We start from the raw sequence: 16,783 nt of genomic DNA, 5'->3' as shown, positions 1-16,783 counted from the left end.
TACAACGTTATATAGATAAAAATCTACTATGATAGAGAAATGCTATAAAAGTAAGCAGTATAAAATTATTTCGTAAAAGCGATAAGACCTATGTAATTTACATATTTATATAGTTTTCTAAAATATTCTTCAGAAAATATTTCTTAATATGTACCTAATTTTACTGAACTTAACCTATACAACAAACAAAATAAGACAAATAAACTTAAAAGTTTCTCGTATATAGGAAAATCCTAGCTAAAAATGCCTCACTAAAAGATCTGATATTAGTAAAGGTTCTACTCATACAAGAACTAGTTAATCACCTTCTATATAGTGCATCTTAAGAAAATTTTAAAATTATTATTTAGAGTAGCAAAACAGTATTATCATATTAAAAGAGTGCATAAGATATCGTACCCTGATCCTTCTAGGGATCATATGTTCTTATCTTTGATACCTCAGCAAATATAAGCTACCAAGTAACGCGATTCTAATTATATAGACTACTAAAGATTTTCTGGTAGAAATAAATAATCATATTTTTAATACAATAATGCATCTAAAGATATCTCAAGATCATCTCCCAATTAATAGAAAAATATATACTTCTTAGTTATATTTTATGATATTACAAAGGATATGTGTTATCTATGTGTATACAGTCAAGATATATTAAGATAATATCTCTACGTAATATACTAAAATGCTAAGTTTTAATGAAATAAGAGTAATGCATTAAATGTTCAGTAAATTAATTTATCCGTTCTATATTCTTGAATAACTTAAAATATTTTCATAATATGTATTATGATATTTTTATTCACTTAGCTTATTATATATCTAAAATATATATTACCAGTTTTACTAATCAAAATTAGTATAGATACTTCATCATCTAGGTTTCTACATAATCACAATTAATAAACATAGCTTTGATTAAAGGTTTATCAATAAACTAAATTTTATTACACATAATTTTATAATAAATATATAAAAATTATATAAATATAGAGATGATCTTATACGTACGTGAAGTTCTGTACAATAAAATTATATACCCATCGTCAATAAAAGATTATTTTCTAGAAAATAATCATACAAATTTTATGGATAATATTTAAATTAAAATAAGTAAGATAAAACCTACAGAATCAATAGCAATGTTACACAAGATTATTGATCTAATATAAATAGAGCAAAATAGTAAAATACCCCATATAGATCAATCTTATAATATTATCATTAGATAGTTTCATGGGACACGGAGGACATTTTCATAAAACAAAATAGTTATATTTTAGTTTCTTGTTATAGAAGTTTATATTTGGCTCGCTCTAGAAATATATATTAAGTTATTAGATTAACTAAAATGCTGTTTATTTAATAAAAAATATAATAAATAAACTTATTTAATAAATATTAAATTAATATTATTTATATATTCTTATATCATAAAATGAACAAACAACATTAGAAAAAGAAATATATTGCTATATAGATAGCTAATTTTATGAGATATTTAATGGTTAAAAGAAACTTTTGAACTGTATAAAAAATTTTTTTATCAAGAGATAGGGTATATTTTAATAATTTTACTAGTCATAGACGTTTTAACTGTATTCAATGATGCTATATTTTACAGATTAGTTATTCATATAACACGATGAAGACATCAACAAAAAAATACGGATACGTAAGCCTCCTCGTTCGCTAGTGCCAACATCTATACTTCCTGAATGACCATCAATAATACGGCGCAAAACCGCCAGACCTAGACCAGTACCAGTGTTTGCCATGCTGTTATTACCTTGGATAAATGGCTGAAATAAATTAGTTACTTCAGCCGGCTCGATACCAGGTCCGTCATCTTCTACTTGAAACCATGCTTTTTTGCCATCAGTTCCACTACTAAACTTAATCCAACCATTACCATAACGGATGGCATTCACAAGTATATTTATAGCAGTACGTTTAATAGAAACAGGATGAGCATAAACTAAAAGTTCTCCCTCAGTAAAATCGGTATTAATTAATATCTTATAACTAATCTCGTTCTCTACAACCTCGGCAAGAATACTATTTAGATCACAAATTTCAAAATGCATCTCCTCTCCAGTGCGCAAGTAATAAATTAACTGTTCAATAATAGCATTACACTCTTCAGTATCTTTATTGATCGATTTTACTGCGTATTCATCTACAGTTTTAATCATCTCTGTAGCTAAACGGATGCGTGTAAGAGGTGCACGCAGATCGTGGCTAATACCTGCTATAAAAAGGATTTTATCATCAATAAGTTTCTTGACTCCAGATGCCATCTGGTTAAAAGAGCGAATAACTGATCGAACCTGAGATACACCATATTCTTCCAACGGTTGAGGTATATAGCCCTGCTCAAGTTTAATAGCAGCAGATTCTAGTTTCTCTAAAGGTTGATTTTGTATACGAATAAATAGCAATAATCCGCCTATCGCCAAAGAAACAATACCTAAGGTGTATAGTACTAAAAGAGACAATTCTGCATGATTAATTTGAGTTAAAGGCACTCGACACCAGATCTTAGGAGATAACCAAGTTTGTATCCATATTACCGGAGTGTTCTGACTTATTGCAACACGAACATCAGCCCAACCCCCAATCTCACGGGCCATCTTTTGGGCTAAGCAATTATAGGTCTTAGCCCAGCGCAGACCACCATCCTCTGCGGAAAGATTGGTATGTAGGGAAATTCCCCACTTATAGTAAATATCAGATTGCAAAATCAAAGGAACTTCGATATTTATTCTATCTTGCATTGGCCATTTTTTTGTCATCAATATACTAACTTCATGGGCTAATACTTTATTAAAAAGATCAAAACTTAGCAAAACTACAAAATGTAGAACTATGAGATATGTAGTCACTGCAATAACTGAAAAAAAACTGATAATGAGAAATAAAGTGCGAACTAATGAGCGGCCTAAAAAGCAGCGTATCAGTTTCATTCTTTAATACCATCAGGTACGAAAACATATCCTAGACCCCAAACAGTCTGGATATAACGAGGATGAGCAGGATCTTCTTCTACCATGCGACGCAGTCTAGAGATTTGCACATCTATAGAACGTTCCATAGCGCTATACTCTCTACCACGTGCTAAATTCATTAACTTATCACGGGACAGTGGTTCACGAGGATGGCTAACTAAAGCTTTAAGTACAGCAAACTCACCACTAGTTAACGGCATAGGCTCACCTTCGCGAAACATTTCACGAGTACCTAGATTGAGTTTAAACTTACCAAAAAAGATCACTGCATCTTCTTGCGAAGGTGCCCCCGGCAATTCGTTAGATTGACGACGAAGTACCGCTCTGATGCGAGCAAGCAGTTCTCGTGGGTTAAAAGGCTTTGTAATATAATCATCCGCGCCAATTTCTAAACCAACTATTCGATCAACCTCTTCTCCTTTTGCGGTCACCATAATAATTGGCATAGAGTTACTTTGACTACGTAAATGCCGACATATAGAAAGACCATCTTCACCAGGCAGCATTAAATCTAATACCATCAAATGGAATGATTCACGGGTTAATAATCGATCCATCTGTTCGGCATTAGCAACACTGCGTACCTGAAAGCCTTGTTCAGTTAGATAACGCTCTAGCAACGCACGCAGTCTCATATCATCATCAACAACTAAAATTTTGTAGTTTTCTTGCATCATGTGTTCCCCACGGGATAAATCCTCAAGACACTAAGAAGTTCTAAAATCAAGAAATATTGTAAAAATTATCTCTTGGAGATTAGATCATTGGTATAGTATATAATACTGTCTATTCTAGACGAACTTGATTATCCAAAAAACGGTTCAGCGAATATTTTAATAATTATTAAGTTAGGATACATCCTAATTAAAAAAAATAAGCAAGCTATTTTATATATTTTTATTTTAAATAAATAACGTTCCGTGTATATCTTTCTTGATAATATATGTTCTTGGGAGATAGGATAGGATAAAATTTAATGTGATTTTCTTAGAGCAGCTTCAAATATTTGCTTTTACTATGCTATGGATAGGAGTCACAGGGTTATTATCATTTCGAATATTCCTCGAAAGTAAGCTGATCTTCTGGATTCTCAATATTTATTCTTTTACCCATATTTATTAGATATTGCGTATCAAAAGAGCGCTATCTCTAACCGTTAAGACTCATAGTATGAGGTAAAATGTATAAAATTCATTCTAGAACTGCTGTTAGTACTATTGCCTGCTATTCCAGTGATTCATTATACTGCTAATATCAATCAGATCTTGACAAAACTGTATTACTCGAATTAGTAATGATTTCTATCTAATCATTTCAGGTAGAATAAAAAAATTATATTTTTACGATAACTAACCCAATGCTAATTACATTAGACAAATATATTACGCTTTTCAAGTAAGTACTATTGTGTATTTAACACTTGTATACTTTAGCCGTTATTTTGATATTTCTCAAATTAGCAATTAATCTTTTAAAGATATTATGTTTTAAAAATTTTATAAACATGCATCGTGGTATATGATAGCAGCTGTTTATCATTGCTTTATTTGGTAATTATTATTGCTATTGTAGTCAATAATTTTACTAAATTTTCAGCTATATCTTGCCCCATAATAAAAAGATATACACAAATGATTCATTCATATATCATCAATTATACTATAATCCATGTAAAAGTATAACGATTGATTAGATCTCTATTAAATTATGATTAATATGAAAGAGATTATTTATCACTATCTTTGTTATTAAATCTCAATTTATATGGAAGTGCGCTACTATTATGAATACATAAATATTGAAATAATAGACAATATGGATTGTTATCCTTAGGATTACTAATCAACTTATAATCCCAAAACAATATCATATATTCAATGGCTACACTTAATTTAGCAGCTTAAGAAAGTTAATATAAATCATGATTCATTTCCATAAACTGAAACATTATCGTTAAAAACATCATCAAGAAAATATAATATAGCTACTTCTTTTAAAATTAAAAAATATTTTTATTGATAATAAGTAGTATTTAAAATAAAACATTGAGCTCATGATAATCCAAATAAGAATATTATTGTAAGAATAGAGGTAATAAAACATTATTATTTGATATGAATCAGAAAATATAATTTATATTGTCCAATTGCATTATATCTATATATCAAAAACCTTTTTAGGTTAGGTATTATATCTATTCTCAAAAACGGTTAGTTCTTTGTAATGAGAATACAAGTTTTATAAATTTTATTAAATAAATAAAGATCATGATCATACATCATGATTAGCTTGTCTATTTAGTGCTCTAACTAGAGGATGAGCGTTATCATAACCTAAAATATTTAAGTTATAACTATTATTATTTATAATAGGTATTTTAAATATATAAATATGATAATTATTATCATGATTTGATATATCATTAATACTGATTCAGTATAGCAAGTATATTCCATAGATATTTCTGATTATCATATTAATGATTTTATAACATGCCTTAGTTAAAATGCAATAAAATAAACTATAGAAATAATAGGGAGGGTCATATTTTATACCTGTAAATCTTATAAAAGATCATGGTAAAAATTTAAACTTATATTTGCAATTAAGATATCAAATATAGGCAAGAAAACAGATGAGCAGTATGTATTATAGATATATTTAAATCATAAAAGAGTTTAACCTGTGAGTATCACACGATCTTGTCATCACTTATTTCTCTATATAGACCATATAAAAAACTAAAAGTTCACTGATCAAGCCTATTTATTTGATTTTTCATGGAATAAACCCAACAGTCTCATAGACTTGTTTTAAAGTTTTTTGTGCACGAGAACGCGCTTCCTCTGCACCATTTTTAATAATCTTCTTCAAGAAGGTTTCATCATTACGAAAACAGTAATACCTTTTCTGTAACCCACTTAATATAACGGATACTACATCAATCACTTCATCTTTTAAATCAGAATAAATTTTTCCGTTAAACTCTTGTTCTATTTGTAAAATTGTTTTCCCTGTAACACCAGATAATATATTCAATAAGTTAGATATACCTGGTTTATTTATCAAATCATAATAAATAACAGCTGGTTCATCTGAATCAGTTACCGCACGTTTAATCTTCTTGATGATTGAATTATGGTCCTCTAAAAGACCAATTACATTATTACGGTTATCGTCAGATTTAGACATTTTTTTGGTTGGCTCCAGCAGAGACATAATGCGAGCACCATTTTTTAGCATAAAAGGTTCTGGAATCGTAAATATGTTTCCATGTGCCGCATTAAAACGAGAAGCAATAATGCGGCTTAGTTCTAAATGCTGTTTTTGATCCCGACCAACCGGTACTTTAGTAGTCTGATACAGCAATATATCAGCAGCCATTAGCACAGGATAGTCAAATAACCCCACATTAATATTTTTAGGATAGCTTGCCGATTTATCTTTGAATTGAGTCATACGGCTCAGCTCACCAAAAGAGGTATAACAGTTAAGCACCCAGCATAATTGAGCATGTTCAGGCACATGAGACTGCACAAAGATGATGCTTTTCTCTGGATTAATACCGCAAGCAAGATACAAGGCTAATATATCTAAAGTAGCTTTGCGTAGCTGCTGTATATTCTGACGCATCGTAATAGCATGCTGGTCAACAATACAATAAATGCACTCATAATCATTTTGCAGGCTTTCCCACTGACTCAAAGATCCTATATAGTTGCCAATAGTAAGTTCTCCGGACGGCTGTGCCCCACTAAAAACAATTGGCTTATTCATGGTTAAGATGCCTATAAATCTTATTCTCAGATATAATCAACACTATTAGGAGCCAAAGTAAGACACTTAGTTTGAAAAATTTTGCTGCTATTGCTTAATTGCTTAGAAATAGTTACAAAATAAGTCCCGTTCAATCTTATGCACCCTTATCTGCCGCTTTAGGTATGAGTATAAAAGAAATGTATATGTAAGAACTACTGATATATATTATTTCTCGTTAAAATTAGGTAAATTAGCAAGATATAGTTTTTTACTTCACAAAATAATTTTTAATAGATAAGTATCTAATAAATACGTATTGATAAATAAAGTATAGATAAGAATATATCTTATAAGATAGCTAATAGTCGTAGACATAGTGAAATATTACTAATCTTTTTTCACTTCAGGAAATCTTAAGTCAAGTTATATCTACAAAATATTCTATGAATACCGCAAAAAATAAATGAATGATCGATTCATTCTGAAGAATTTTTTATTACTTAATATTAACACGTAATTTTAATAGGATATAATTAAAATTATAGGTCCTTATCTCACTGCGATTCCTATTTTTACAATAGAGTAATACAATATATTTTACTGCTATTTACTCAGGTGTCGCGTTAGTCAGTAACTCTTGTTAGGCCTATCTCAAGTACAGTATTCTTGATCTGAAAATAATTCTATCATTACCAGTCATATGGTTTTTATTACTTAGTATTACGAATTGAAATAAATTAAGAATACTTCTTTTCATGCATTGCTTATAACAAAAAGCTAAATAATACAGATTATCTGTATGCGTTAATAGTATGAATTATGAGTATCCAGGCTGCTGCAGATATCTCAAAACAGGATTTAAAAAAATTATTGATGACTCTATCCCTTGTAATGATAAGTAAGGATATGAATTTTTATTTTATAAATTAGCGAACATTATTTAATGTTAGGACATAGCTAACCATAAACTATGGAGCTATATAATCGCCATAAAGGCAAAATAATATATAAATATTTTAGAAATATCATCAATTAGATTTTTAATTAGAACTAGCATTTTGTAGAACTTTAAGATAATAGCATCTTATTAATAAATTAAAATATAGAGACGCTAATACTAACTCATAAGTTTTTTGCTTCAGAAATTTTTAACCTCATCTGAGTAATAATAGATTCATAATTTGAGTGGCCAAAGATCCCGGAACCTGCCACAAACATGTCAGCACCAGCTGCTGCAATGATCCCAATATTATCTACCTTAATGCCGCCATCAACTTCTAGGCGCACATCACGACCGCTATTATCAATTATCTTACGTAACTGTCGCAATTTATCGAGAGTAGATGTAATAAAAGACTGACCACTAAATCCTGGGTTAACTGACATTACAAGGATCAAATCTACTTGATCCATAACGTGCTCTAAATAGCTAAGTGATGTTGATGGATTTAACGCTAAGCCTGCTTGACATCCTAGTGATTGAATCAATTGCAATGAACGATAGACGTGCTCAGAGGCTTCAGGATGAAAGGAAATAATGCTTGCACCAGCTTTAACGAAATCAGGGATTATCCGATCTACTGGTTTTACCATTAAATGGACATCAATAAGTGCAGTAATGCCATAATCACGTATTGACTTGCAAACCATAGGACCAATACTTAAATTAGGAACATAATGGTTATCCATGACGTCAAAATGAATAGCATCTGCTCCTGATGCCAAAACACGAGAAATATCCTCTCCTAAACGAGCAAAATTTGCTGATAAAATTGAGGGGACAATCAAATACTCTTTCATCTATTTTTACTTATAATTAATTTAAATAATATACCTATTTCTAAGGAATAGAACATCAATAATTAGTTTTGCCATATATTCCATGCTCCTACCACCTAGCCACTGATTGTTATGAAAGATATTACTAAAAATATTTTTCTACACATACTACAAATATGTCAGTTTATCATAACTATTAAAATCAAAATCTGTATTTTATAATCTCAAATAAGTTTAAAACAATATCTAATAATTTTAGATGATTTATTATGCTAAATTTTAATATAATAAAACGCAAAATATTCTCTTCAGGGGCAGTAGGGCACAAGATATGATCGAAATAGATAAGAGTTCCTTCTGAAGACTATATCTTAGACTGCACAAAATTTATCTTCAGGAAAATAATTTTATAGAAAAACTAAATATACGTTCACATAATAAGATAAATTATAACGAGACAAGCTATTATAGAGTAATAAGGTTTTAAAGATAAAAACAGTTATTCTACAAGAAATGAATCAATAAATTTAGTTAAGTTTAAGTCTTAGACTATAGATGATCGTACGATCACTTGATCTACTGTTAAGAATTTCTTTCCCAGTATAAAATTTTTTCTAAGGTATTTTAAAAAATATATAGATTTTCAAATTAGCATTCATCTTATTTGAGAAGTATTCATTCTTAATGAATATTTAAGATATGTATAACTTGCAATAATACATCACTCAATGAACTCTACTATCTATAATTAGATGAAAAATATTTTCTGCTGTACAAAATTTTTCATGAAAATTCCTTAAAAATTTTTTTCCTTCATGAGGTTGTTAAAATATTTCTTCATTTTATAGAATGTCTCAATTTTTTTTAAAATTAGCTATATTTAGCTTTAATGCTTTTCTGATAGAAAACAATATTAAAAATATAAATAACTGATGAAATATATTTTCTAAATATTAATTTTTAGTTTTTAGGTATTTTTGTAGTTACATGCAATATTATTTGGTAATTATCATAAAAGAAAGCATATAAGTAATTTTGTATTGATATACGATTAAACCATAACACGCATAACCTAGAAAGAATCATGCACTTCAATTGCAGACAGAATTTTATCAAAGAAGAAATATGATAATATTTTAAATAAAAATTATATGAATTTTAAATTTAATTTAATATTCAATTACAATAATAACAATGATCTGATGTAATAAATATTATTTGATACTAATGACGTTTACTACAAGATACGTATACTTTTAGTTTTTCGCTTATTTCTCTATTTATTTTTATTTTTAATATATCAATCTATGTATGTTTTTATTAGTTAGCTCGCTCTGTTAACACTGAATCATATTCTTTGTCTTGATGACAGATTGAATCCGCAGTAAAAATATTTTTTAAAGCCCTGATATTAAAATCAATAGATTATAACAATCTATTGATTATTCTAAAATAACTAAAAATTTAATAAATTTTTAAAGTATCATATTTTTAATATGCATTTTTAATATCATTATATACTATTTTAGTAGGGAGTTAGTAATACATGAAGATATGCGTTATTAATAGACCAGTATATGATACTAGATAACTACTCTCGTTCTTAATGAGATTTTAAAACGAACACTTCGCATTCACTGAGATCTCTGAGATAGATAGTATGGAATTATAATCGGTTATTAAGCAAGATAGATAAGATCTATCAACAGATATTTATACAATAAGTATTTATTAAATCCTTACTGATTGTACTACTATTATTCTGATAAATAAAGAGCTATTTTAAGAAAATCACTATAGGAGATAACAGCTAATTATAATTATCAGTATAAAGATCTTAGATCTTATCAATCACATACTCAATACAATTTCTTGAAATATTCAAAAAAGAATATTTGTATATATCAATACATCATCATAGATTTAGATATTCATATAGTTTTTACTCCTTTTTTTATATTTTTAGCAGGCATAACCACAAGAACTAGTTTTTAGTTTTTTAGAGATCTAATTAATATTAGATTATAAATCATATCAATCTTGGCAATCTAAAACTGCAGACATAATAGTTTCTTTAGTCAATCCTGTATATATTTCTGCATGACCAATTGCAGTTGGTAGTACTAGACGAAGCTCACCGGCTAAAACCTTTTTATCGCGCATGATGTGTGGTAAATAAGAATCAGGAGTCATGATTTTTGGTCCAGTAACTGGTAGTCCTGCTCGGATAAGCAACGTTCTTATTCGAGAGACATCTAGTTTGCTCAACTGATTAAGACGAAGAGCGGTGTGTGCTGCCATCATCATACCGGCAGCTATAGCTTCACCATGCAGCCAATTGCCATATCCCATTTCTGCTTCAATTGCATGACCATATGTATGACCTAAATTAAGCAATGAACGCACCCCTTGCTCTGTCTCATCTGCAGCAACCACTCCAGCTTTAAGCTCGCAACAACGACGAATACAGTAAGCCATAGCGACAGGATTAATATCTATTAGTTCATTAATATGTGTTTCTAACCAGACAAAGAATTCAGCATCTAATATAATTCCATATTTAATAACCTCGGCTAATCCCGAAGAAAGTTCACGTATTGGCAAAGTTTGTAAACATGTCAGATCCACAACTACAGATAATGGTTGATAAAAAGCACCAATCATGTTCTTGCCTAATTGATGATTTACGGCTGTTTTTCCTCCAACTGATGAGTCAACCTGAGCAAGCAATGTTGTTGGCAATTGAATAAAGCGCACACCACGCTGATAAGAAGCTGCTGCAAAACCAGTTAAATCTCCAATAACACCGCCACCTAGAGCAATAAGTGTTGTATCACGACCATGAGAATTTTCAAGTAAAGCAGTAAATATTTGTTCCAGAACAGATAAATTTTTATATTGTTCTCCGTCTGGTAGAATTACTTGATCTACATGAATATCAACTCTCTCGAGAGTATGTCTAACTTTATTAAGGTATAGTCGAGCCAATGTTTTATTGGTCACTAACATAGCGGTATTCCCTGCCTTTAAAGGTAGGAATGAAAGGGGATCCTCAAACAAACCAGACGCTATAGTTATCTGGTAGCTGCGCTTCCCAAGAGTAACAGTAATCTTTTCCATGACGTTTTAAAACCTTTTTAAATTAAAATTAGATGTGATCAATTACTTTCTATTACATTAATAATATGGTTTGCAGTAACTTTAGCGCTTCCATCGTCAGTACTGATTGTCATATCAGCAATTTCTTCGTACAAAGGGTTACGTATTTTTGCAAGATCTGCCAGCACTGCATGTGGTGTATCTACTTGCAATAGCGGACGTTTTTTATCATGCTGAGTGCGAGCCAACTGTTTTTCAATGCTCGTTCTAAGATAAACAACAAAACCTCGAGCGGATAATCGATGACGGGTCTCGAGCGATTGAATACTACCCCCACCAGTTGCAAGAACAATGCCTTTTTTTTCTGTAAGATCATTTATAATTTTTTCTTCACGATCGCGGAATCCTTGTTCACCTTCCAAGTCGAATACCCAGCTAATATCAGCTCCAGTGCGTCTTTCAATTTCTTGATCAGAATCGAAAAATTCCATATTCAGTTGTTGAGCTAAGTAACGACCAATGGTACTTTTACCGGCACCCATAGGACCAATCAGAAAAATATTATGTTTATCTGTCATGTTTTCTGTACTACTAGTAATTAAAATTTGTGAGTGATATCCAGCCCAGATAATTAAATATGCTACAATACCTAGGCTGAAACTGCATAAGAGATAATATGAGATAATATGAAATTATCTAAATACTTTTGCTATTTTAGCAAAGATATAAATCATACGAATTTCAATGGTTAAATAATTAAAAGAACTTATCTGGTGGTAGAATAAAAGCTCTATAATTTATTCTATATCCTTGTATGTGAAATTCAGCATAATTTCAAACACATTACTAATTCATATAATAAGATTTGCAGAATTTAGAGAAAGTTATCTATATATATTATAAATATGCTATGAATCATAGTAATGTTCAAGGATTTTGATTTAAAAATGTTAAATTGCCATAATTAATTAAATAATAATTATAAACGTAATTTATTTGTTCAAGGCTGATATTACCAACTGGATGTATACCCGTAAGGATCTAGATCTTCTAAATTATTTATCTAGTCATAATTATTATAACTTAATGCACAATATATATACTATCACCAAATAATTTCCTTGATCCTATGAGAGGATCTATGTTGTCAATTCTCATAGAACTCTATCAAAGTTAGATGTACTGCGTAATGAATGAGCACGGATCATGCTGACTACCAATAAACTATTAACAATGTAGATTTCATGAAAACTTGCATATATAAATGGCATAGATACAAGTTTTTTATTAAACACAATAGCCCTGAAAACTAGTTATATTAATTAATAAAGATATTTTTTTTCACATAATATTATTTCATCCGGATCCTTGTTTTTTATCTTTTATCTATAAATATATTTTTTTTAATAAAATATAGAGAAATCCAGATAAGTTCATCAAGTAAAATAAGCTTTAATAAAACTGCTGTATGATTCGGTTTAGATATTAATAATATTTATTTTGTAGTTATGATATATTTATATAGTATATCTAAAACAGAAAGCAAGAAAATACTGAATTGCATAATATAATCTATCGCTCTTTTTAATAGGATGCGTTCTGTATAATATAGCAGTGAATAAGGTTGGTCTTTTATTTTACTTGCCTCTACCTCTATGCTATAGCATAGAAGAGTATATTTTGCAGAAAATATGATAATGCTCTGTTAATTAAATAGCTCTAAAGTATTTGTTATCAAAGGAGACATTTCATTACGTTTGATTAATGTAAGTGAGATCTTCTAAAAGATGGTTGTGTATTCACTAACTGCTCTATAATTTTAGATAAGCCATGTTAAGAGCAAACTATAAAACACAAAAAGCAGATATCAAATGCAACAGAATGATTGTGATAAAGCAAAGTTAAAACTATCTGTGGTTACCAAAAATAAGTGCAATACCTAGTTAGCGTTTAAAATAAATTGATTGATAAATCATTTTAAATATGGCATGAAATTATAAATACATTTTATCTAACACAATAAGATTATAAATAAAATCACACAAATATATAAGATATATAAATACATATAATATGTATAGAAATGATTTTTCCTTATAATATTTGCATTACTCAAAATTTACTCTATATTAATTAAATTATTTATTTTACATCCATAAGAATTAATAAAGGAGTGATATTATTACCAATTTACTGCTTACTGCTCTCGACAAATTTATTAAATACATTAAGAAAAAATGAATGCCTTCTTATTAGAAGGAAATTTCATGAAATAACTTGCAACATTATCAATGATTATAATATAATAAAAGCTTATTTTTTAAATGACTTTAGCTAGTTTAGTATAGAACTATATGCTACTTTTAACCCAAAAAATTGCTCTCTTAACGAATATTGTTTCCTGATTTTGAAAATTACCTTTAAACAATTCTCAGGTCTTGATTTATCAGGAAACTCTTGCAATCGTATGGTACTTTCTAACTTTTTAGTGATTACCTTGAGCAAAGATAACGACTAAAAAGATATTTTATAAAATACCGAGATAGCATGCAACATGATCACGACCTTTAATACATATCTTTTATTTTATAATGCATTTTCTAAAATATTTTCCTAAATACCCTCCAAAAACAGATTTTTTCATGCAAGTAGCTAACTATCGCAAAGATAAATAACCAGATAATTTGTATAATGCATAAATATGTAGACTCTTGAATGAGATATTTTATGTCCCCATAATTCCCAGAATATTTTGCTTAGATATTATGAATAATAAATTACATTGCAGATATCTCACTTATTTTATATTGATATTTATTATGCAAATCCTTTTGTTAATCTTTTGTTGAGTATCACGGATAAAAAAGAGAACACAGCATATGCTATAAAAATATTAAATATAAATGTAAAGAACTATTTCATGATAAGTACATACTCTAAAATACCTATAGATGGTCTCGCGTTATCTGTAGAGTAACACTGATATTAAATAATTTAAGTAATCCTATAATTCATCAGATGTATACTATAACGCCTAATATTTTATCTTTAGTGATAACCTGCAGTATATATTAGAACCAGGAGAAGTTAATCACTTAGAACCAGGAGAAGTTAATCACTTAATGTTAAAAAATTTTTTAAATAAATAAAAAATATAATTTTAAATTTCGCTAAAGTTTAACACATTCAAGAATAAATATGTTCTTATTAACGCATAATTAAAATTTATGCTATCAATTAAAATATAGAGCCCTTTCAATATATAAGCTTTATGCGTTTGACATGATTTTCTTTATCATGCAACATCTGCTAATAAATGATCAATATATAGGGATTCGTATGGATAGTAGGTTGCTAGAAATTATTGTTTGCCCAAAATGTAAGGGAGCACTCTATTTCAATGAAAGCAATAAAGAACTAATATGCACACTAGATCGTTTAGGATATCCAGTGCGTTACGGAATCCCGGTATTGTTGGAGAAACAAGCTCGTCTAATTACTACCAATGAGAATAATTAAATGAATTTTATTGCTATTATCCCTGCCCGAAATTCTTCAAAGCGTTTACCAGGTAAACCATTAGTTGATATCGCTGGAAAACCGATGATTATACATGTTATGGAAAGAGCATTAGAATCTGGTGCTTCTCGGGTTATTATTGCCACTGATCATTTAGAAGTTAAACGCGCAGTTGAGGAGGTCGGGGGAGAAGCGCACATGACACGCAGCGATCATAATTCAGGGACAGAGCGTTTAGCAGAAATTGTTGAGAAGTGCAAATTTCCCGAGAATGAAATTATAGTTAATATTCAGGGAGATGAACCACTACTATTGCCAGACATGATACATCAAGTAGTGCATGGCTTAGCTAATAATCAAGCAGCGATAGCTACTTTAGGAGCGCCGATCAATAATACTGAAGAAGCTTTTAACCCTAATACTGTAAAAGTGGTATGTGATAAGGATGGATACGCACTATATTTTTCACGCTCAGTAATCCCTTGGTATCGTGATCCTTTTACTTTTGCTAGAGAGAAGATTGGTAATAATTTACTGCGACATGTGGGCATATATGCATATCGTGCCGGTTTTATTAGACAATACATGAATTGGAAGACAAGCCCACTTGAGCGCATTGAGATGTTAGAGCAGCTGCGTGTTTTATGGAATGGTGAAAAAATCCACGTTGATATCACATCATCTACACCTAAATCAAGCGTAGATACTATAGAAGATTTAGAACAAGTACGTCGAATTTTTGCCGATCATCATTAGCCTTATTATCATCAGTAATATAATTTATAATTATAATATGTTAGAGTGCTATGTATTGAGATATAATAATACAGAGAAAAGGTGTTGAATTTTTCTTACAAATTCTGTTAAATGTATTATGAAATTAAAGAAATATCTAGCAAAAAAGCAATCAGTTACATACGAGTAATACAAATAACTACTAGCAATCCTTATATGTGTACCATCTATCGATTTACCTAATAACTGTAAGGAAATGCTAACAAATGTATTTATTGTAGAAAATCATTAATGTACTCTTATAAATATAAAGAAAATATTAGTATCCAGACTCTTATTAATCAGTATCCAAGTATCAAATATTCTTGTAATAAAAAGATGATTTTTTGATATTTTAAAATGGTATATCCCTCTAAATGACTAATAATTCAATCATAACTTCATGTTTCTTAGTAAGCTAACCTAATAAAAATATTTTTTGCAAGGGGGAATAGTTGGTGATTTATTTCTTTCTGTCCTATAAATATCATACTTTAAAACCCTAGTAGCTTTGTGAGATTAGAGAGCTCAGTGTTAAATATATTTTATAAATCCTATATGATAAGAGCATTTTATGGATTAGATACTTTTTATCGTTAGCAGACATTGTATAAAGATACCTACGAATTAGAGTATTTCTAATGCTTTGCTAGTATACCAAAGTTATGTTGCATCAGAAAAATTACGGATATGCTTTGTTTTGACTTTGACTCAATTACTTTGTAAGTCAAGTAGCGATTACAAAGGATATGATCAGCTAATTAACATAAAATAATATAATTCTACTGGAATGAGTGTGAAAAAAAATAATATACCCTTATTAACTTGTGCTTTTTTTTGTATTA

The 16,783-nt window shown here is 29.4% G+C and carries 8 protein-coding genes; 2 read left to right on the top strand and 6 right to left on the bottom strand.

Going from position 1 to position 16,783, the window contains the following annotated elements:
* Positions 1-1,625: 1,625 nt before the first annotated feature.
* From envZ to aroK, 6 genes are all read right to left on the bottom strand, one after another.
* Positions 1,626-2,966 carry a two-component system sensor histidine kinase EnvZ gene (gene envZ, locus KTT71_RS00715; protein WP_216782575.1) on the bottom strand — a complete coding sequence of 447 codons (1,341 nt, stop codon included), beginning with the start codon at positions 2,964-2,966 and terminating at the stop codon, positions 1,626-1,628.
* A complete protein-coding gene (ompR, locus tag KTT71_RS00710; RefSeq protein ID WP_216782574.1) occupies positions 2,963-3,685 on the bottom strand; it encodes an osmolarity response regulator transcription factor OmpR in 723 nt (240 codons plus the stop codon). The genes envZ and ompR overlap by 4 nt, the downstream gene beginning before the upstream one ends.
* 2,101 nt (positions 3,686-5,786) lie before the next feature.
* Positions 5,787-6,785, bottom strand: a complete 999-nt coding sequence (gene trpS / locus KTT71_RS00705; RefSeq protein WP_216782573.1) for a tryptophan--tRNA ligase — start codon at positions 6,783-6,785, stop codon at positions 5,787-5,789.
* Between the two features lie 1,104 nt (positions 6,786-7,889).
* Entirely contained in the window at positions 7,890-8,567 is a 678-nt protein-coding gene (rpe, locus tag KTT71_RS00700) for a ribulose-phosphate 3-epimerase (protein WP_216782572.1), read from the bottom strand.
* Positions 8,568-10,580: 2,013 nt separating this feature from the next.
* Complete coding sequence (gene aroB / locus KTT71_RS00695; RefSeq protein WP_216782571.1) at positions 10,581-11,666, bottom strand: 3-dehydroquinate synthase; 1,086 nt, start codon at positions 11,664-11,666, stop codon at positions 10,581-10,583.
* Positions 11,667-11,704: 38 nt separating this feature from the next.
* Positions 11,705-12,223 carry a shikimate kinase AroK gene (aroK, locus tag KTT71_RS00690; RefSeq protein ID WP_216782570.1) on the bottom strand — a complete coding sequence of 173 codons (519 nt, stop codon included), beginning with the start codon at positions 12,221-12,223 and terminating at the stop codon, positions 11,705-11,707.
* Positions 12,224-14,984: 2,761 nt separating this feature from the next.
* Between aroK and KTT71_RS00685 the strand changes: the two genes are divergently transcribed.
* Together KTT71_RS00685 and kdsB are read left to right on the top strand one after the other, a co-directional pair.
* Positions 14,985-15,164: a Trm112 family protein gene (locus KTT71_RS00685; protein ID WP_216782726.1), complete on the top strand. Its 180-nt coding sequence runs from the start codon at positions 14,985-14,987 to the stop codon at positions 15,162-15,164.
* Positions 15,165-15,920, top strand: coding sequence for a 3-deoxy-manno-octulosonate cytidylyltransferase (kdsB, locus tag KTT71_RS00680; RefSeq protein WP_216782569.1), 756 nt, complete (start codon positions 15,165-15,167; stop codon positions 15,918-15,920).
* Positions 15,921-16,783 lie beyond the last annotated feature (863 nt).

Origin of the sequence: Candidatus Profftia tarda (assembly GCF_904848675.1) — a bacterium.
Classification (GTDB): Bacteria; Pseudomonadota; Gammaproteobacteria; order Enterobacterales; family Enterobacteriaceae; genus Profftia; species Profftia tarda.
Note: the sequence above shows the minus strand (reverse complement) of the source record. Positions and strands in the feature narration are given on the sequence as shown.

Coding starts and splice junctions, on each gene's coding strand:
- envZ (WP_216782575.1), bottom strand. CDS start 2,966: ATGAAACTGATACGCTGCTTTTTAGGCCGCTCATTAGTTCGCACTTTA.
- KTT71_RS00685 (WP_216782726.1), top strand. CDS start 14,985: ATGGATAGTAGGTTGCTAGAAATTATTGTTTGCCCAAAATGTAAGGGA.
- trpS (WP_216782573.1), bottom strand. CDS start 6,785: ATGAATAAGCCAATTGTTTTTAGTGGGGCACAGCCGTCCGGAGAACTT.
- aroK (WP_216782570.1), bottom strand. CDS start 12,223: ATGACAGATAAACATAATATTTTTCTGATTGGTCCTATGGGTGCCGGT.
- kdsB (WP_216782569.1), top strand. CDS start 15,165: ATGAATTTTATTGCTATTATCCCTGCCCGAAATTCTTCAAAGCGTTTA.
- rpe (WP_216782572.1), bottom strand. CDS start 8,567: ATGAAAGAGTATTTGATTGTCCCCTCAATTTTATCAGCAAATTTTGCT.
- aroB (WP_216782571.1), bottom strand. CDS start 11,666: ATGGAAAAGATTACTGTTACTCTTGGGAAGCGCAGCTACCAGATAACT.
- ompR (WP_216782574.1), bottom strand. CDS start 3,685: ATGATGCAAGAAAACTACAAAATTTTAGTTGTTGATGATGATATGAGA.